The organism is Bacteroidia bacterium, assembly GCA_020852255.1.
Classification (GTDB): Bacteria; Bacteroidota; Bacteroidia; order JADZBD01; family JADZBD01; genus JADZBD01.
Map to the genome: position 1 here is coordinate 1 of JADZBD010000006.1, position 18,288 is coordinate 18,288.

The 18,288-nt window shown below is 47.5% G+C and carries 14 protein-coding genes, 1 tRNA gene and 1 pseudogene; 9 read left to right on the plus strand and 7 right to left on the minus strand.

All coding sequences use genetic code 11. From position 1 onward, the window contains the following. On the plus strand, positions 1-488 hold a 488-nt coding region (locus IT233_04525), incomplete at its 5' end, for a T9SS type A sorting domain-containing protein (protein MCC7301888.1). Between the two features lie 340 nt (positions 489-828). Here IT233_04525 and IT233_04530 read toward each other — a convergent pair. Next, a pseudogene (locus IT233_04530) lies at positions 829-1,449 on the minus strand (hypothetical protein). 88 nt (positions 1,450-1,537) lie between these two features. On the opposite strand from IT233_04530, the gene IT233_04535 reads away from it, so the two are divergent. Further along, positions 1,538-2,470 carry an NAD-dependent epimerase/dehydratase family protein gene (locus IT233_04535; GenBank protein ID MCC7301889.1) on the plus strand — a complete coding sequence of 311 codons (933 nt, stop codon included), beginning with the start codon at positions 1,538-1,540 and terminating at the stop codon, positions 2,468-2,470. A gap of 25 nt (positions 2,471-2,495) precedes the next feature. Continuing rightward, positions 2,496-5,534, plus strand: a complete 3,039-nt coding sequence (locus IT233_04540) for a CotH kinase family protein (protein MCC7301890.1) — start codon at positions 2,496-2,498, stop codon at positions 5,532-5,534. On the opposite strand, the gene uvrC is transcribed toward IT233_04540, so the two are convergent. Then, complete coding sequence (gene uvrC, locus IT233_04545; protein MCC7301891.1) at positions 5,524-7,323, minus strand: excinuclease ABC subunit UvrC; 1,800 nt, start codon at positions 7,321-7,323, stop codon at positions 5,524-5,526. The genes IT233_04540 and uvrC overlap by 11 nt on opposite strands. 130 nt (positions 7,324-7,453) lie before the next feature. Between uvrC and IT233_04550 the strand changes: the two genes are divergently transcribed. After that, positions 7,454-7,813, plus strand: coding sequence for a hypothetical protein (locus IT233_04550; GenBank protein ID MCC7301892.1), 360 nt, complete (start codon positions 7,454-7,456; stop codon positions 7,811-7,813). 98 nt (positions 7,814-7,911) lie between these two features. Here IT233_04550 and IT233_04555 read toward each other — a convergent pair whose 3' ends face one another. The 3 genes from IT233_04555 to IT233_04565 form a co-directional block, all read right to left on the minus strand. Next, a complete protein-coding gene (locus IT233_04555) occupies positions 7,912-8,859 on the minus strand; it encodes a type IX secretion system membrane protein PorP/SprF (protein MCC7301893.1) in 948 nt (315 codons plus the stop codon). Between the two features lie 110 nt (positions 8,860-8,969). Further along, complete coding sequence (locus IT233_04560) at positions 8,970-9,791, minus strand: hypothetical protein (protein ID MCC7301894.1); 822 nt, start codon at positions 9,789-9,791, stop codon at positions 8,970-8,972. After that, a complete protein-coding gene (locus tag IT233_04565) occupies positions 9,791-10,348 on the minus strand; it encodes an RNA polymerase sigma factor (protein ID MCC7301895.1) in 558 nt (185 codons plus the stop codon). Before IT233_04565 ends, IT233_04560 begins: the two co-directional genes overlap by 1 nt. Before the next feature lie 132 nt (positions 10,349-10,480). Here IT233_04565 and IT233_04570 point away from each other — a divergent pair, with 132 nt between their 5' ends. The 4 genes from IT233_04570 to IT233_04585 are packed head-to-tail and all read left to right on the plus strand — an operon-like array spanning position 10,481 to position 14,006. Further along, positions 10,481-11,287: a sulfite exporter TauE/SafE family protein gene (locus IT233_04570; protein MCC7301896.1), complete on the plus strand. Its 807-nt coding sequence runs from the start codon at positions 10,481-10,483 to the stop codon at positions 11,285-11,287. Positions 11,288-11,298: 11 nt separating this feature from the next. After that, positions 11,299-12,684: an MBL fold metallo-hydrolase gene (locus tag IT233_04575; protein ID MCC7301897.1), complete on the plus strand. Its 1,386-nt coding sequence runs from the start codon at positions 11,299-11,301 to the stop codon at positions 12,682-12,684. Between the two features lie 21 nt (positions 12,685-12,705). Next, the gene (mscL, locus tag IT233_04580) at positions 12,706-13,128 is read left to right on the plus strand and encodes a large-conductance mechanosensitive channel protein MscL (GenBank protein ID MCC7301898.1); all 423 of its coding nucleotides are present in this window, start codon (positions 12,706-12,708) and stop codon (positions 13,126-13,128) included. After that, complete coding sequence (locus IT233_04585; protein ID MCC7301899.1) at positions 13,125-14,006, plus strand: DUF3078 domain-containing protein; 882 nt, start codon at positions 13,125-13,127, stop codon at positions 14,004-14,006. Before mscL ends, IT233_04585 begins: the two co-directional genes overlap by 4 nt. 24 nt (positions 14,007-14,030) lie before the next feature. Here IT233_04585 and IT233_04590 read toward each other — a convergent pair whose 3' ends face one another. Next, entirely contained in the window at positions 14,031-14,648 is a 618-nt protein-coding gene (locus tag IT233_04590) for a polysaccharide deacetylase family protein (protein ID MCC7301900.1), read from the minus strand. Between the two features lie 2 nt (positions 14,649-14,650). Continuing rightward, entirely contained in the window at positions 14,651-17,947 is a 3,297-nt protein-coding gene (locus tag IT233_04595) for a DUF2723 domain-containing protein (protein ID MCC7301901.1), read from the minus strand. Positions 17,948-18,103: 156 nt separating this feature from the next. On the opposite strand from IT233_04595, the gene IT233_04600 reads away from it, so the two are divergent. Next, positions 18,104-18,176, plus strand: a tRNA-Gln gene (locus tag IT233_04600). Positions 18,177-18,288 lie beyond the last annotated feature (112 nt).

Genomic DNA, 18,288 nt, shown 5'->3' on the forward strand with positions numbered 1-18,288 from the left:
GTGGAACCGGGAGTACATGGGGTGGAGCGGATGCCTGGATGGTCAGGGCAAGCTTCCTGGGATGGTCAGGATGTAATCAATTCGCTGTGAGCACCACACAAACATCTCCTACCGACCCAACATATACAACCTTGAGCCGAACAGTAGCCAACCTTCCGGTATCTGCTTCAAATTTGATCTCACAACTGATCATGCCTCTTACCTATACTATTTGCACCAATAACCCTACAGTGTCGGAAGAGGAAATACTTAGCCATGATCTGCACCCGGGATTCTATCCCAACCCAACCTCGGGCATCATCTATCTTAATGAAGAATCTTCTGCGCCCAGACCATTCGCCTTATATGATCGTTTGGGACGATGTGTGGCTGCAGGAAACACAACCAATAGCATCGAATTCTCCTCCTCACTTCCTAACGGGATCTACTTTCTCGAGCTTTCTTCAAATGAACGCGTGTTTCGCTATAAACTTGTACTCGAGAGATAGTTGAGTCTTGTTCATTCTATTACATTGGCTTTACTTTACTTGCTTTATTGTTTAATTGCTTTCAGTTTAACCTTTTCTCTAACAGCGAAGAAAGTGAAATGAAAAACAATAAAGCATTTAAACATGTAAAGTAAAATGTATCCCCGCTTTACTTTCGCTGTTTTATTATTTAATTGCTTTCAGTTCAACTTTTCCCTTGCAGTGAAGAAAAGTAAAATGAAAAACAGTAAAGCATTTAAACATGTAAAGTAAATCGATCTATTTTCCGGGCTTCGGCCGTAGCCGGCTCTTGTGTTCCGCCTGTCCTTGTGGCTTGCCTTTTCGAAGCTTACGCTGTTCATCAACGGGTAATGCAGCAATGGTTTTGCACCGTTCGCAGCAACAGCCGTTCATCTTTTCCCTTCAGCATCTCCGAAACCTGCTCGAGTTCTTCCCGGAACGTGTCAACATCCGGACAAATGGCTCCCTCGAAGCGTCCGACCTCACTCTCATAATGATTCCGCATATCCACTACGATAGTACCGGGCTTTGAGATCGCCTCATTAAATTCCTCCGCGGTCAGGTGTTTACCCACATTGCTGGTATCAAAGGTCCCGTCGGGCAGTCCGTCCGCCACGATCTTTTTTCTCACTTTAATAATGAGCTTCAAAAACGATTTCCCGTCATCCTCGACCGCGACCTTAAAAGGCACTCCTGCGAACTTCGGATCCTTGTCCAACTCTTCTCTGAATCTCTCAAATTGATGTTCCGGCACATTCATTTGGGCGTTGATCCCTTCCTTGGCCAGATAGATCCTCCCAAGGGCCCCTAATGCATCCCATTTTCGATAGAGTTCATTTCTCAGCGTATCCGGGTCGGTAATATCCACATATCGATAGAAAGAAAACGTGATCCGCCGAAAGGTCTCCGCGTCCAGTTTCCTTTAAAGCTCCGCTTTGCTGAGTTTATTATACAGCGCCATGATGCGAATTTACTTTGAATTTTTCAGAGTCATTTTCGTAGTTTTGCGAAACCCTGAGCAAAGTCGAAGGGTCGTATTTTCGCATCATATGTCGAAACGCAAATTTCTCATTATCGGATCCGGAGGGCAGATAGGCACGGAGCTCGTGGCCACACTCCGTCAACGATATGGCGCTGAAAATGTAGTAGCCTCGGATCTTAAAGAAGCTGCTGATCCCGGCGGCCCCTATGAAATGCTCAATGCGCTGGATCAGGATAAGGTGTATGCCGTGGTGAAGAAATACGAAATCACGGATGTGTGTTTACTGGCTGCGCTTCTTTCCGCCACCGCCGAGAAAAATCCTCAGTTCGGATGGAAGCTGAACATGAAGAGCCTGTTCATTGTGCTGGAAATGGCAAAAGAAAAAATGATCAGGCAGGTGTATTGGCCCAGTTCCATTGCGGTTTTTGGTCCCACCACTCCCCGTCAAAACACCCCACAATACACCATCATGGAACCCTCCACCGTTTACGGCATCTCCAAGCAAACGGGAGAGCGCTGGTGTGAATGGTATCACAAAAATCACGGCGTGGATGTGCGCAGTATCCGGTATCCCGGACTCATTGGATGGAAAAGCGCTCCCGGCGGAGGCACAACGGATTACGCGGTACACATTTATCATGAGGCCTTAAAAAACAAAAAATACTCCTGCTTCCTCTCGGAGAACACCACCCTTCCCATGATGTACATGGATGATGCCATCAGAGGCACCATAGAGCTGATGGAAGCGCCGGCCGAGAAAGTAAAGATTCGCTCCAGCTATAACCTTTCCGGCATGAGTTTCTCGCCCAAAGAGATCGCCGCCTCCATTCAGAAGCATATCCCCGATTTCAGCATTTCCTATCAGCCCGACTTCCGTCAGCAGATCGCCGATTCCTGGCCCCAGAGTATCGATGATGCACAAGCTCGTGAACACTGGGGATGGAAACCTGAATATGATCTGGACCGTATGACAGAGGTAATGCTTAAGAACCTGAAATAACGTACCTTTACAGGGCTTTTTCCCAATGAAAAAGACCCTGCATATCGTTCTTCTTCTCGCCGGATTTTCGGCCTACTCCCAACTACGCATTAATGAGATCTGCCCCGCCAACGATTCCCTGCTGTGGGATGAATCCGGACAAAGACCAGACTGGGTAGAATTATACAACAGCTCTACTTCTCCCCTAAACCTCCAGGGATATTATTTCCTGAACAACGGAACTGATCAATGGTTCTTTCCAAACATTACGATTCCCGGGAATGGCCGGATCACGGTATTCTTTTCATTGAAGGATCGAAAGAACTACTGCGACCACATAGAAGAGGTGTTGCGATTCGATTCGGTTTGGAAATACCAGGTGCCTATTGCTGAGCCTGATACGAACTGGCTCTATCCGGGCTTTGATGATTCTTCCTGGGCAGCTGATACGGGCGGGTTCGGACAAGAAGATTACGATGACGGAACCTGGCTAAATCCATGTATCTCTGTTTACATCCGAAAAACATTTACTCTTGCTGATACCTCCAAAGTTAGTTTCGGGGTGTTGGAGATCGATTATGACGATGCCTTCATCGCTTACCTCAATGGTAAGGAGATCGGCCGCTTTGGGGTAGGAATAAAAGGGGAGCGTGTTCCCTTCAATACCTTCGCGTATATCTCCCGGGAGGCGCAGCGTTACCAGGGAGGAGAATGGGAATATTATTACCTCGACAAATCAAAACTCAATACTGCGCTGGTGAACGGCACCAATGTGTTGGCCATACAGGTACACAACAGGGATACTACGTATGCCGACATGAGCATTATACCAAATTTTTACCTCGGCGTGAAAACCGGGAACCTGGGCTTTCCCGTCTTACCCTTTCATGGCAACGGATTGCACACCTCGTTCGGTTTGAGTTCAAAAGGTGAGAACGTTATGTTTTACAATGCCGCCGGAGGCATTGAAGATTCCGTCACGTATCCCCGGCTTCACCAGGATCATTCCTACGCGCGAACCATTGACGCTTCGCCCCAATGGTGTATTGTTCCGAATCCCACCATCAACGCAGCCAATGGTCCTTTTCCATGCATAATAGGATATGCCAATCTGCCTGCATTCAGCTTGCAAAGCGGTTTTTATGGTAGCACGCAAACACTTACCCTTAACTCCTTCCAGGGCACTGTTTATTATACACTGGATGGCAGCGAGCCTACCCAGAACTCATTCCTGTATTCCTCTCCCATTCTGCTGGATTCAACCCGTGTGGTGCGTGCCCGCGTTATCACCCTTAATCCAAATCTCTATAACTCTGAAATAGCAACAAACACGTATTTCATCAACGAAAATATCAGCTTGCCTGTAATTTCCCTTACCTCCCCTCCTTACGGCCTTTTTGATTCCTTACAGGGGATGTATGCCTATGGCCCTAATGCCGATTCCGTTTTCCCCTTTCATTATTCCAACTTCCACATGGAGTGGGCACGGGCCGGACATTTGGAATTTTTTCAGGATAATAAACAACCAGGCTTTGAACTGGATCATCAGCTTCGCATGCACGGAGGCTGGTCCAGAGGATTTCCGCAGAAAAGTTTCCGAATCTACGCTAAAGATGACTTTGGTTCAGACGAAATTGATTATCCCCTTTTCCCTTACCGGAATTATACCAAAATCAAAAATTTCAATTTACGCAACGCCGGGTTGGACTGGAATTCTGTTCATTTCCGTGATCTGATGGTGAATCGAGCCCTTCTCAACTCCAATTTGGATGTTGGCGACGGACAGAACGTGGTGGTTTTTCTAAATGGAAAATACTGGGGCGTGTACGAAGTACGTGAGCGATACGACGAAAATTACCTTTCCAGCATCTGGGATACAGACAAAGACCTGGACCTGGTTTCCCAGCAGGGATTCATTCACAGCGGGGATAACGACGACTGGCTCAAAATGCTCCGTTACGTTCAGAACAACGATGTTTCGCAAACGATGGTTTATGACAGTATTCGAAAAATGCTGGATGTAGAAAACCTGATGGATTATTTTGGCGCAGAAACGTATATCGTCAATAACGACTGGATCGGGAACTACAGTTACATCAAGAACATCAAATACTGGAGGCCGGATGCTTCCGGAAAGTGGCGATACATTTTATGGGATACAGATCTTGGAATGGGACTGGACAGCTACTTCGGGTACGATCTGCTCTCATATGCCATCAATCCACCGGATCAAAATCCACACAGCGACCTCTTCCGCAAGCTACTCACGAATACCCGTTTTAAGAATGATTTCATTAATCGGTACGCAGATCTCATCAATTATCATTTTGAAACGTCCCGTTTTCGCGACCTTGCCGAAACGATGCGGGATCATATCATTCCAGAAATGGCCCGGCATTTTGCCAAATGGGGTGATACCACCATCGCGAATCCATATGCCCTTGGGGAGGCTTACAACATCGCATCCTGGAATGCTAAATACTCCTCCATGATCGGGTTCATGATCATGCGGCCGCAATTTGCCCGGAATTTTATACAGAGCAATTTTATGCTTCAAAGCCAGAGCGATCTTATCCTCGATGTACAGCCACCCGGAGCGGGAAGGATCAAGATCAGCACCATCTGGCCCGACGAATTTCCCTGGCAGGGGACGTATTTCAACGGCGTTCCCGTGAAACTGGAGGTTCAGGCCTTCCCCGGCTATGAATTTGTACAATGGGAAGGGGAATTCAACTTCGACAAGATCTACACCGATACGTTCACATTAAATTTCGCAACGAACGACCACATCGTAGCCCGTTTCAAAGAGCTGTACTCTTCGGTAAATATTTATCCAAATCCTTCTTCCGGAAACACCACTATTTCCTGGATGCAGGAACAACCGGGAAGGGCGTTTGTTGGAGTGTATGACCTTTCGGGCCGGCTGTTGGTAAAGCTTTCGAATGACGGCACCGATTATCCCAAGGGGACAACTTCTGTGATTCTGGATACTAAAAAGGAAAATCTCCGTGCGGGGATCTATTTTGTAAGATACCGGAAAGGAGACTTTACAGAAAGTAAAAAGCTGGTGTTGATCAGGGATTGAAGTACTTCCATATCACTTCCATCCTTCGCTTTCCCACCTCATTTATTAATTCTTCCTTGCCCGCTTCCCTGATCCTCTTTACCGATCCGAAGTTTCTTAACAGTTTTTCCGCCATCGCCTTCCCAATACCGGGAATCTCTAATAATTCGGACTTAATGGTATTTTTCTCTCTTCGTTTCCGATGATGCGTAATGCCGAAACGATGAGCTTCGTCGCGCATATACTGGATCAGTCGCAATGTTTCTGATTTCTTATCCAGGTAAAGCGGCACAGTATCTCCCGGATAATAGATTTCCTCCAGTCTTTTAGCGATGCCTATGATGGCAATCTTGCCCCGGAGTCCGAGTTCTTCGAGCACTTCGGTGGCTGCGCTCAGTTGTCCCTTTCCCCCGTCTACCACAATCAGCTGCGGCAACTCCACCTTCTCCTCCAACAAACGGGCATAACGCCGGCGAACAACTTCTTTCATTGTAGAAAAATCATCCGGCCCCTGTACGCTCCGGATATTAAAATGCCGGTACTCCTTTTTGCTTGGTTTCCCGTTACGGAAAACCACACATGCCGAAACCGGATTTGTTCCCTGGAGATTAGAATTATCAAAACACTCTATATGCCGGGGCTCTTCCTTTAGCCTTAAGTCTTTTGCCGCTGTTTCTAAAATCCTTCGGGTATGCCGCTCGGGATCCACCAGCGTTCGCCTCCGCTCTCTCTCCTTCCTGTAAAAATCTGCATTCCTGTGCGACAACTCCAGGAGCTGTCTCTTGTCGCCCCGCTGCGGTACCAGGAAACGGATACCGGGAAAAGATACCTCCGGTTGAAACGGAACGATCACCTCCTTCATCTCTCCCCCGAAACGATCCCGGATTTCTACAATGGCCCGCTGCAACAGATCATTTTCATTCTCCTCCATTTTCTTCTTCATCTCCAGCACATGACTCTGCACTACTGCGCCGTTTACCACCCTGAAAAAACTTACGTACCCGTAATCCTCATCAGAAAGAATGGAAAAAACGTCTATGTCTGTAACGGTAGGACTAACCACCGTAGATTTCGCACGATATTGTTCCAGGCGGTCCAGCTTTTCTTTGATGAATTGCGCTTTTTCAAATTCCATATTTACCGCATGCTCATTCATCTTCTTTTTAAGTTCCCTGATCACGGATGCGGTATGACCCTTAAGGATATGACGTGCCTGCGCGATACTCTCATTGTAATCCGACTCCGTTTGCAATCCCTCGCAGGGACCTTTACAATTGCCCACATGATATTCTACGCAAAGCCTGAATTTCCTTTTGCTAATATTTTCTTCCGATAGCGTATAGGAACATTCTCGGACCGGAAAAATTTTCCGCACCAGTTCCAAAAGAGTCTTCATGGTGCGGCCGGAAGCATAGGGCCCGAAATAGGAAGACCCATCCCGTACAAACGTGCGGGTGGGATGAATTCTGGGAAAACGCTCATTCCGGATCACAATCCAGGGATAGGTCTTATCATCTTTGAGCAATACATTATATCTCGGCTGATGCTCCTTGATCAGATTATTCTCCAGGAGAAGGGCCTCGTACTCGGTATCCACTATGGTATACCGGATCTCCTCAATATTCTTCACCAGCAAACGTATGCGGGCACTGTCTGCTTTCCCTGAAAAGTAGGATGAAACCCTCTTTTTCAAGCTCTTAGCCTTCCCGATATAGATTATTTTACCCTCTTTGCCCATATAATGGTATACCCCGGGGCGGTCTGGGAGCCCGGCAATTATGGTCTTTAATTTATCCCCGGAAAGTGGCACGGTCTGTTAAGAATTTGTATTCGTCGTAATTTTTACTGACTTTGTCGAATTGTTAATAGCCCGGAGTTCAGACTGTTTTGAAAGTTAAGGCAGTTTAATAATATTGTAAAGTTAATACAGACACTCGATCATGAAAGGGAAATTCCTGTTGACTGTAATGCTCGCCGCTGGCTGCTTTTCCGGGATGAATGCCCAGGAAAAGATTGGCGATAACCCCATGGTGCGCGAAAACGGCCCGGTAATTATTGTGGATACCATCACCACTAATATCAACACGCCTTACATCATTCTCTCCAATTATAATAGTGAGGAGATACTCATTGTAGTAACGGATCTGGTTGGAAACGAGATCTTCTCCAAAGTAGTTTTTAAGAACAAAGAAGCAGTTCTGAAAGCCTACGACCCGTACAACAAAATTCCTGCGGGAGTATATACTGTTACTGCTACCAACCGCAACGAGATTTATAACCAGCGCATCGTTATCGACTGAGGAAGTGAAGGAGAAAAAGGTGGGGCCTCGCGCTCCTCTATCTCCCCATGACTTTGGAACGCTATGACCCCACCGGTTGGCAATCAACCAAACAGTACCTAAAAGCTCGGGCACACAACAGTGCGGAACTTCTTTTTACACTTTTTACATGCGAGCGTAGTCTGAAAAGACAACTCGTGTGACCCTGCGGATGAATTACTAAGCTTGCTCACAGTTACATCGTAACTGTATCCTATCCTGTACATGCTTTTTTGCAATCCCAGCAGCACAATAAATGAATCCTGATCACGGTACCAGAATCCGCCCGTTAAGGGGCCTTTGTTTACATAGAGGCCCAGATTAAGTTGCCGGAAATTACCCTGCATCTGGTACAGAATATTTGGCGATACGGTAATGCCGTCTCTTTCACTTACCGGGATCAGTGCGCCGGCATGACCGGTGTATTTTCTCGGCAGGGGGCTGGGGCCGGAATGAAGAAATTCGTCCGGTTCAATCAGGTGGTGGGAAGCGAAGCCGATGAAGTACCTGGGTGAGTGTATCAGCAATCCCGCACTCATATCGAAGTACCTCGCAACACTTCTTCCCTCCACTTCCGCTGTCTGATAAACAAAACCATGACGCGGATCTATCATATCTCCGAAAGTGAGTTTTTCCCAGTCAACCCTTTTTTCTGCATACGTGGCCTGGAATCCGCCCGATACCTGAATCGTGCGTGTGATCGGCTGATGCCAGGCGTACAACAAACTGGCATTGATTGTACGTAACGTTCCCTCGCCGGCATTATCATTTGTAACCAGCACACCAACGCCGCCCACTCCGCATATATACTGATCATACGAAACGCTGGTAGTAATGAACTGTCCGCTAAGCGCAGGCCATTGATTTCTGTAGTTAATACATACTTTTTTGCATTTCTGAGAGCCGGTGAATGCGGGATTCAGGTATAAGGGATTTGCATAAAATTGGGTGAATTCCGGATCCTGTGCCAGAATGTTTGCTGAACCTACTCCCAGGAACAGCAGAAAAAAGAACGTTGTTTTCCGCATTACTTTCGGGTGTTGTTACTGATAATAAGACGTCCGAAAACCATACCCGTTGCCTGAAAAAAAACCCTGAAGTGTTTGCTTCAGGGTTTTTACAACAATTCTGTATGTATCTATTTTGGCGCGGTCTGCTTCAGCGAATCCGCCGGCAGGGGTAATTGTGTAGGCGCATCCTGGCTGAAGAAAATTGTATTCAGGCTGTCGCCCTCTTTGCTTTTCCCTACTATCCCCTTCCGGGGGTCAATCTGGTCACCGAAAATAAGTTCTCCCCTTCCGCGGGTGAGTGTAATGTCACGGAAAAGTTTCATTTCCTCCGGTGTAAGCTTCATTTCGCTTCCTGCATTCTGCACGTTGTTCTCGGGCTGCTTGCTTAAAGATGATTCTCCCAGCATATAATGTCTCAGCAGGGGATTGGTGAGCACCGGCCGGTTTTTAACAACATCGGAAAACTCACCGTCTATCTGTTCCGGATCTTCCAGGGCCATCTGGTCATTTTGCTGAACCGGGTATTGCGGAACGTTGTAATAAGGATATGGTATGGTATAAACCTGTGTAGGGAAGAACTGCTGTACTACCACTTCCTTATTACCTGCATCCACCGGCGTTTTTTCCTGTGGGCTGCTCACTACAGGAACCGGTGTTTGCGTAAGGATTGGTTGCGGCGGCTCACCAACGGAATTCACCGGCACTTGTTCTTTTCCTGCCCAGTCGCGTATCTCGCCACTGATGGCTACAATTCCCCAAACGAGGGCAGAAGCGGCGGCAACCACCAGCACGGTATTGAGCGAATACTTCCAGTTCACATTCAGTTTGAACGAAGTTTTCGATCCCCGCGCGTCGAGGTCACGCTCCAGCCTCTCCCACCCGGATGGGTCGAATGGGATCCCGGTGTCGTGAAGACTTTCCTTGATCTTGCTCTCTAATTTATCGGGCATCATTGTCTTACTTTAAGTAATTGGGTCAGATTCTTTTTCAAATTAAACTTTGCTTTTGCCAGGTTTGATTTTGAAGTGCCTTCGCTAATGTCCAGCATTTCTGAAATCTCCCGGTGGGTATATTCTTCTATCACATACAGGTTGAAAATCGTCCGGTATGCCGGTGAAAGATTCTGCACGGCTTTCATCACTTCCTCCTTGCTGATCAAATCTGCCAGCTCCTCGTCCGATACCTCGTCCGGAGACGTTCGTGCGGCCGACTCCGCTATCACCGTATTCACGATCAGGTATTGCTGCTTATTCTTCCTCAAATGATCAATACAACAATTCACCATAATCCTGCGTACCCAGCCTTCAAAAGAACCTTTACTCCCGAAGTTTTTGATATTCCCAAAAACTTTCATAAACCCTTCATGCAACATATCCTGCGCCTCGTCCCTGTCTTTGGCATAACGCAAACAGACACTGATCATCTTACCATAAAAGCGCTCGTACAGAGCCTTCTGGCTCAAACGATCGTTGCGCACGCAACCTTTTATGATATCCGATTCTTCCATTCGCTTCTGCTCTTCCCTTCTACGTCAAAAGACGATCTAAGGTTGAGAGGGTTGCCTTGAATTCTTACCAAATTTACTAAAAAAGTGCCTGATAGTTAAGCAGATGGGATACCTTTGCGAAAGGCAAGTCAAATGATTTTTCTCGGATATGTACTCGGGCTGCTGATAGGAATGTGCCTTGGGATGATGGGTGCCGGGGGTGCCATACTAACCATTCCGGTATTGACCTATTTTTTTGATATAAATCCCATATTATCAACTACTTACTCGCTATTTATCGTTGGTATTACCGCATTTATCGGCTCTGTGGGTTACGTCCGGAACAGCTTCTATGATCTGAAATCGGCATTTTTCTTTGGTGTTCCCTCTACGCTGGCCGTGGTACTTACGGGCAAATTTCTTTTCCCCGCTGTGCCGGCCTCTATGGATGTAGCCGGACTAGTCATTGGTAAAGATCTTTTGATAATGATTCTCTTTGGTGTGCTGATGCTCCTGTCGGCGGTTGCAATGATCCGGTCTTCCCGGGGCGCGATACGCAAGGATGCTTTCAGTGAAACACACCGCTTTCGTTACGGTCTTATTCTGCTGATCGCCTTAGGGGTGGGAATGGTCACCGCCTTCCTTGGTGCAGGCGGCGGCTTTCTGATCATCCCTTCTCTGGTGATCCTGGGTAACCTTCCCATGAAAAAAGCAGTAGGAACATCTCTTTTATTGATCACTGTTAATTCTCTGCTCGGGTTTGTTTCAAAATCCTCTGTGCTGGATGCGGATCTCGACTGGGGTTTCCTTCTCAGTTTTTCAGCGCTCACCGCCGTGGGCATTCTCAGCGGTGTACGGCTTGCTCGTTTTATCAGCGGGGAACGCCTCAAGCTCTACTTTGGTTATTTTGTTCTGGTGCTGGGACTGATCGTACTCGGCCAGGAACTATTCATTCATTAAATGCCCCTCTTATGATCATTGAACAACTGTATACCGGCTGCCTTGCTGAAGCCGCCTATTACATTGAGTCGGAAGGAAAAGCTGTAATCATTGATCCCCTCCGCGAGACTGCTCCGTACCTTCGGCTGCTGCGCGAACGCGGTGCAACGCTTCTTTACGTTTTTGAGACTCATTTTCATGCCGACTTTGTTTCAGGGCATATTGATCTGGCCCGTGCCACCGGTGCCCTGATCGTTTTTGGTCCGCTGGCAGAAACAGCCTACGAAGCACATCACGCAAAGGACGGGGAGGAATTCACAGTAGGAAAAGTGAAAATCAAAGTGCTTCATACGCCCGGTCATACCCCCGAATCAAGCTGCTTTCTGCTTTACGATGAGAACGGGAAAGAGCACGCGCTTTTTACCGGCGATACGCTATTTGTCGGTGACGTAGGCCGTCCGGATTTGCTGGACGGAAAAATGTCTAAAGAAGAACTGGCAGGGATGATGTATGAATCTCTTAACACCAGGATCAAAACGCTGCCCGATGATGTACTTGTTTATCCGGCACATGGTCCCGGTTCCGCTTGCGGAAAAAACATTGGAAAAGACACCTGGAGCACCATCGGAACCCAGAAAAAAACCAACTATGCGCTGGCAGATATGAGTCGCGAAGAATTTATCCTCAAAGTCACCGGCGGTTTGGTTCCTCCGCCTCCCTATTTTTACCGGGATGCTCAAATCAATAAAAACGGATACACGGCAGTTGATGAAGTGATCCGGCGCAACACCAGGCCCCTAAGTGTAGAGGAAGTAAAAACGGAAATTCGCTCGGGTGCATGTATTCTGGACACCCGAATACCGGACGTATTTGAGAAAGGCTTTATCCCCGGATCCGTAAACATCGGTTTGAACGGGCAGTTTGCCGTTTGGGTGGGAACGGTCCTCGATATGAATTGTCCGCTGGTGATTGTGGCGGAAGAAGGTAAAGAAGAGGAATCGGTGATCCGGCTGGCGCGGGTGGGTTATGAAAACGTGAAAGGTGTACTCAAGGGCGGATTTGATTCCTGGAAGGCGGCCGGTGAAAAATCAGACACTGTTGAATCCATTTCCCCCGAAAAATTTGCCGGTCAGATAAACGATGGTTCTTCTTTCGTGCTGGATGTTCGCCGCGACGCAGAATTCATGAATTCTCATGTTGACGGCGCCGAACACTGTGCCCTTGATAACCTGATGAATCAGCTTGAAAGAATAGATGTGAATAAAAAATACGCTGTGCACTGTGCGGGTGGTTACCGGTCCATGATTGCAATCTCTCTTCTGAAAACCAGGGGTTATCATAACCTCATCAACGTATATGGCGGTTACAATAAAATCCGTGAAACTTCCGTCAAAATGGTGGAAACTAATATCTCTTGATTACTTTTGTAAAAACGTACTATGGGCTTCGTAAAAGAGTTTAAAGATTTCGCAATGCGTGGCAACCTCGTGGACATGGCTGTGGCCGTTGTCATGGGAGGTGCATTCGGCAAGGTGGTTACTTCCTTCGTAGACGGCATCGTAATGCCCCTGGTAGGAAGGCTCCTGCTCAATATTGATTTCGCCAAGTATAATATCATCCTGCAGGAGGAAATAAAAGATGGCGATAAGGTTGTACAACCGCTGGTGCAGGTAGGACTGGGAAATTTCATCACTACCATTATTGATTTCGTGCTTGTTTCTCTGGCTGTTTTTCTTGTGATCAAGGGGATCAACCGCCTGCGCAAAAACGAGGAAGCCAAACCCACAACACCTCCGGAACCTACAAAAGACCAGGTGCTTCTGACAGAAATCCGCGATTTACTAAAAGACCAGAAAAAATGATCCGTTCGGGTTTGCTATTCCTCTTTCTTCCGGTACTGGCTGCCGGACAAACAACTGACACAACCAAGGCCTGGAATAAAGGCGGATTGCTGGGGCTGAATTTTACACAATCCAGCTATACCAACTGGTCTTCGGGCGGACAAAATTCTGTTTCCGGTACCATTCTGGTTAACCTTTTCGCAAAGTATAAAACCGAACGAAATGTTTTCGACACCCGACTGGACCTGGCCTACGGCCGTGTTCAGGTAGGACCTGAAAACAGAAAAAGTGAAGATAAAATAGACCTTGCCGCCAAGTACGGGCATCTTGCCTTTGGTAAAACGTGGTTCTATTCTGTATTGTTCAGTTTCAAATCACAGTTCGACAACGGATATAATTATCCCAACGATACACTGATTACCTCCCGGTTTCTTGCCCCGGCTTTTCTGAACTACGGAATCGGTCTCGACTACAAACCCAAAGATTATTTCTCTGTTATGATTGCTCCGTTGTCCGGAAAAACCACTTTGGTATACGACACGCGTCTTTCAGCCGCCGGTGCTTTCGGTGTTGATTCGGGAAAAATGGTCCGCAACGAGTTCGGTGGTTCGCTTACCCTTGAGTTTTCAAAAGAAATTAGTAAGAACATAAAACTCACGAGCGCGCTGAAACTTTTTTCCAATTATCTGAAAACCCCCGGGAATATAGACGTGAACTGGGAGTCGCTCCTGGCCCTGAAAGTCAACAAGTACATTTCGGCAACATTATCTGCGGAACTGATATACGACGACGATACTCATATTCCGTATGACGGCGACGGCGACGGGGTAAAAGAGTCGAACGGTCCGATGACTCAATTCAAAGAAGTGCTGGGAATTGGGTTTTCCTATAAGTTCTGAGTGCCGGAATCTGCAGTAAAATTCTCAAAGCTCCAGCTTCCCGAACCGGTATCCTTTTTTTTCGAAGAACCGGAGTGCTTTCGGCAGTACCTGCAATACATGCTGTTCCGCCTTACGGCTGTCGTGGAACACTACGATGCTTCCGGGGCGGCATTGGGCACACACATTACGTAAAACCCTCGACGCCGGGATTCCGCTGTCAAAATCCCAGCTTAATACATCCCACATGATCAGTTTGTAGTTCTGTTTCAGTGCCTTAATTTGCGATTTTGTTATTCGCCCATAGGGCGGGCGGAAAAGATCCGAACAGACCGTTTCGGCGCACTTCTGAATATCGCTCAGATAGTTCTCACGTGAGCTCTGCCAACCGTTAAGATGATTCTCTGTATGATTTCCGGCGGCATGCCCTTCGTCCATGATCCGCTGAAAGATCTCCGGGTATTTCCGTACGTTTTTTCCCAGGCAAAAAAATGTTCCCTTTGCGTTGTGTTTCCTTAGTTCATCCAGCACACCCTCTGTTACGCCCGGCGTGGGGCCGTCATCAAAAGTCAGATAAAGCACCTTTTCAAAAGTATTCACCCTCCACACCAGGTCCGGGTAATACTTCCGTGCCAGGAATGGAGGGCGAACGCTGCGGATCATGATCAGTTCTGCGGCTTCTCCTGAATAAAGTAGGGTTCGTAGGCTTTAAACTTCAGTTCCAGTTCCTTCGCCGTTGCGGTGTCGCCGTTCTCATTGCAAAGCGAGATCAGTTCACTCATCAGGCCGACCTTCCGGTACACTTCCTTCATCATGGTATTCTTTTCAGAACCCTTGAAACCGGTGAGGTAGCGCACGTCTCCTTCCAGAATTTCAAAGCAGCGTTTAGAGATCATCGCGGCATCTGCCTTCCCACCGGATTCATACAAAGCCTGCACCAGATATATATTGTATTCATACGGTTCATTAAAATAAGGAACGTTTTTCTCCGGCAGTACTTCCAGGCAGCGCTTGAGTACTTTCAGGGCCTTATCCTTCTTCCCTTCATTATTCAGTGCGTTAGCCAACGTGATCATCTGGATGCGCATGGTTTGAGCCATGCGGAGATTGTTTTCGTCCATGTAAACCTCACTCTTATCCAATCCGCCCCACTGGTATTTTTCCATAACATTACGGTACATGGCCGTTGTATTTACGTTGATTTGTCCGGGCCGTGCTTTAGACCGGAGCGGCACCAGGCGGTAGGCCAGCCCTTCCAGCCGGAAGAACGGCATCAGGTTCAGATAAGCATCTGCTCCGGTGGTAATGGAGAAATAAACCGGTCGCTCCCAATTGTTCGCAGAAAGAATATCGAGAATCAGCAGATCGTTCTTGTACAACACCTGCTTTTCAATGGACCAGTCGAGCGACTTCAGAAGGTTGCCCGTATCGGCGAGAGTAATGGTGCCATTTTTCAGTACGCTCAGGCTGTCTACCGGCACGCTGAGGTTTTTGGTGGGCATGTAGTTTCTCAATTTCCCTCCCAGGTCTACCTTGAATTTATCTTCATCCTTTCCGATAAATTCCACCACGCTTTTAATATTCTGATATCCTGCCAGTTCTTTTCGTGCTTTCACATAAACAAAGTCTCGTTTCCCCTGCATATACTTATCCAGCGCGAGCGTTCCGGGTACCGGGGCCGAATCGTAAGCCCTGCGGCGCATCTGAGAAACATACCAGTCGGTTTGCGCCAGAGAAAGATTCACCACACGCACGTCGGTACGGTATCCTTCCACTTCCTGCACATACCAGAGCGGAAAGGTGTCGTTATCTCCGTTGGTGAACAAAATAGCATTGGGTTCACAGGAATCGAGGTATGCCCTGGCAAAATCCCTCGCAGTAAATCTATTGCTCCGGTCGTGATCATCCCAGTTCTGAAATGCCATTAATCCGGGCACGGCCAACAGGCAAGCACCACCCACCATTCCGGAAATAGCGGCAGTACGTGCTTTTGTCTTGATCATGTCCACCACCGCATAAACCCCCAGTCCTATCCAGATTGCAAAAGCGTAAAAGGAGGCCGCATAAGCATAATCACGCTCCCTGGGTTGATAAGGATACTGATTCAGGTAGAATACAATGGCGAGTCCGGTAAAAATGAAGAGCAGCATCACCACAAAAGCGTCCTGCCATTTTCTGGAAAAATGAAAGAATACGCCGAATAGTCCGAGGAGAAGGGGGAGAAAATAATATTTGTTGTTCGCCTTGTTCTTTGTCACACTTTCCGGCAGTTTGTCCTGAGGTCCCAAGCGAATGGCATCGAGAAATGGAATTCCGGAAATCCAGTTTCCTTCGATGTAATGTTCAGGATTGATACCATGCCCCTGTATGTCATTCTGCCTGCCGGCAAAGTTCCACAGGAAATAGCGCAGGTACATATGATTAACCTGGTATTTCATGGCATAAGCCAGGTTATCGCCGAAAGTGGGTTTGAGTATGGTTTCGGTTTCTCCGCTGAAAGGCGAGTCGTATTGCATTTTCCTTCCTTTGAGATCAGACCAGGTAATGTATGCCTTTTCGTGATTCGACTGCTGGCTCCACATGCGCGGGAAGTAATTGCAAAAATCAGGATGATAGTTGGGTATCTCCTTTGTGCGGTCGTCCTTGATCACATATTTTCCGGAGGCCAGGTCTTTCATGTACACCGGATCTCCGTCGATGTAAGGATCCATCATTCCGTCGCCGTCCGTGTCCTGATTCATCAATGGCGTATTGAAATTCTGGCCATACAGGATGGGCCAATCGCCGTATTGCTCCCGTTTGAGGTAAGAGAGCAGATTAATGGGGTTCTCAGGATTATTCTGGTCCATAGGCGTGTTGCTTTGGGACCGGATCACCAGCACGAAAAACGAGGAATATCCGATGAGAAGCACCGCAAATGAAAGCAACGCAGTATTGAGTGCGGCGTGTCGGTTTTTCAGATAATAGATGGTGCCGAAAGTAATGGCCGAAATAACAATTCGCACAAACGCTTCCTTACCGCTTGTGGAGCATATCAGAGACAGGAGAACCAATAAACCCACCACGCCCACAAAAAGGTTAAAAGCACTTTTGTTCTGCCGGTGCGTATACATGAGTCCGGTAACAACGGCAGCCATCAGTCCGATGAAGAAGAACCACATGCCGGAGTTGAATGGAAGACCGAAATCGTTCACGAATTTGAGATCAAAATGCGCGGCGAGGTTCACGACTCCCGGGATAATCACATTCTGCACCATTCCCAGCAGCACGATGGAGAGGCCGAATGCAAGAGCCAGTCCTTTGTGGGAGTACGTGTATTTTTTAAAGTAATAGATGAATACGATAGCGGGAATTGCAAGCAGGTTCAACAAGTGAACACCCACAGACAATCCAACGAGATACGCAATGAGCACAATCCATTTCACGGAATGGTGTGTGCCGTTGGCGGTATCGTTATCATCTTCACGATCCCACCGGAGAATGGCCCAGAATACGGCGGCAGTAAATAGAGAGGACATGGCATACACTTCGCCTTCCACGGCGGAGAACCAGAAGGAATCGGAGAAAGCATAGGCCAGGGCGCCCACGGCGCCGGAGGCAAGAATGATGATGCCCGAACTCAGATCAACGATTCCGGATTTGTCAATAATTTTCCTTGTAAGTTCCGTAATAGACCAAAAAAGGAAGAGGATGGTGAATGAGCTGCTGAGAGCCGACATGATATTGACCCATTTGGCAGCTTCCAGCACATCTCCACCGGCAAAGAGGGTAAAGAAGCGGCCGAGGATGAGGAAGAAAGGGGCCCCCGGCGGGTGACCCACTTCAAGTTTAAAGCAGGAGAGAATATATTCGCCGCAGTCCCAGAAACTTGCGGTTGGTTCCATTGTGGCGATATAGGTGTAGGTGGCAATAGCCCACACGACCCAACCGGTTATATTGTTCAGACGCCAATAGTTATTCATTTTCAGAGGATTTAATGGTCTGCGAATTTAGGAAAATATGCCCGTGAAAGCCCCTAAAGACTGGATAAGCGGTCAATAAACGAGCCTTGGGAAGCAAAAACTTATTTTATTACCTTTGCGTCCCCCGCGAAACGGGGGTGCTGAGTCTCAGCAAATTGACCGATGGTGTAACTGGCAACACGTCTGATTTTGGTTCAGAAGAGTCTAGGTTCGAGCCCTAGTCGGTCAACGGAAATTTTCATAGTTTCTTTCGTGGTTTTTTGCCATTTCTTGGCGATGACTTACCACAACCCCTCTGACGTAAAATAGAGGTCGGTTTTGTATATTTACTACTTCGTTCA

What these genes read in the sequence shown, in the direction of transcription:
- IT233_04590 (MCC7301900.1), bottom strand. Translation starts at nt 14,648, where the DNA reads ATGATCCGCAGCGTTCGCCCTCCATTCCTGGCACGGAAGTATTACCCG.
- IT233_04550 (MCC7301892.1), top strand. Translation starts at nt 7,454, where the DNA reads ATGAAAGGGAAATTCCTGTTGACTGTAATGCTCGCCGCTGGCTGCTTT.
- IT233_04570 (MCC7301896.1), top strand. Translation starts at nt 10,481, where the DNA reads ATGATTTTTCTCGGATATGTACTCGGGCTGCTGATAGGAATGTGCCTT.
- IT233_04585 (MCC7301899.1), top strand. Translation starts at nt 13,125, where the DNA reads ATGATCCGTTCGGGTTTGCTATTCCTCTTTCTTCCGGTACTGGCTGCC.
- IT233_04555 (MCC7301893.1), bottom strand. Translation starts at nt 8,859, where the DNA reads ATGCGGAAAACAACGTTCTTTTTTCTGCTGTTCCTGGGAGTAGGTTCA.
- IT233_04565 (MCC7301895.1), bottom strand. Translation starts at nt 10,348, where the DNA reads ATGGAAGAATCGGATATCATAAAAGGTTGCGTGCGCAACGATCGTTTG.
- mscL (MCC7301898.1), top strand. Translation starts at nt 12,706, where the DNA reads ATGGGCTTCGTAAAAGAGTTTAAAGATTTCGCAATGCGTGGCAACCTC.
- IT233_04540 (MCC7301890.1), top strand. Translation starts at nt 2,496, where the DNA reads ATGAAAAAGACCCTGCATATCGTTCTTCTTCTCGCCGGATTTTCGGCC.
- IT233_04560 (MCC7301894.1), bottom strand. Translation starts at nt 9,791, where the DNA reads ATGCCCGATAAATTAGAGAGCAAGATCAAGGAAAGTCTTCACGACACC.
- IT233_04595 (MCC7301901.1), bottom strand. Translation starts at nt 17,947, where the DNA reads ATGAATAACTATTGGCGTCTGAACAATATAACCGGTTGGGTCGTGTGG.
- IT233_04535 (MCC7301889.1), top strand. Translation starts at nt 1,538, where the DNA reads ATGTCGAAACGCAAATTTCTCATTATCGGATCCGGAGGGCAGATAGGC.
- IT233_04575 (MCC7301897.1), top strand. Translation starts at nt 11,299, where the DNA reads ATGATCATTGAACAACTGTATACCGGCTGCCTTGCTGAAGCCGCCTAT.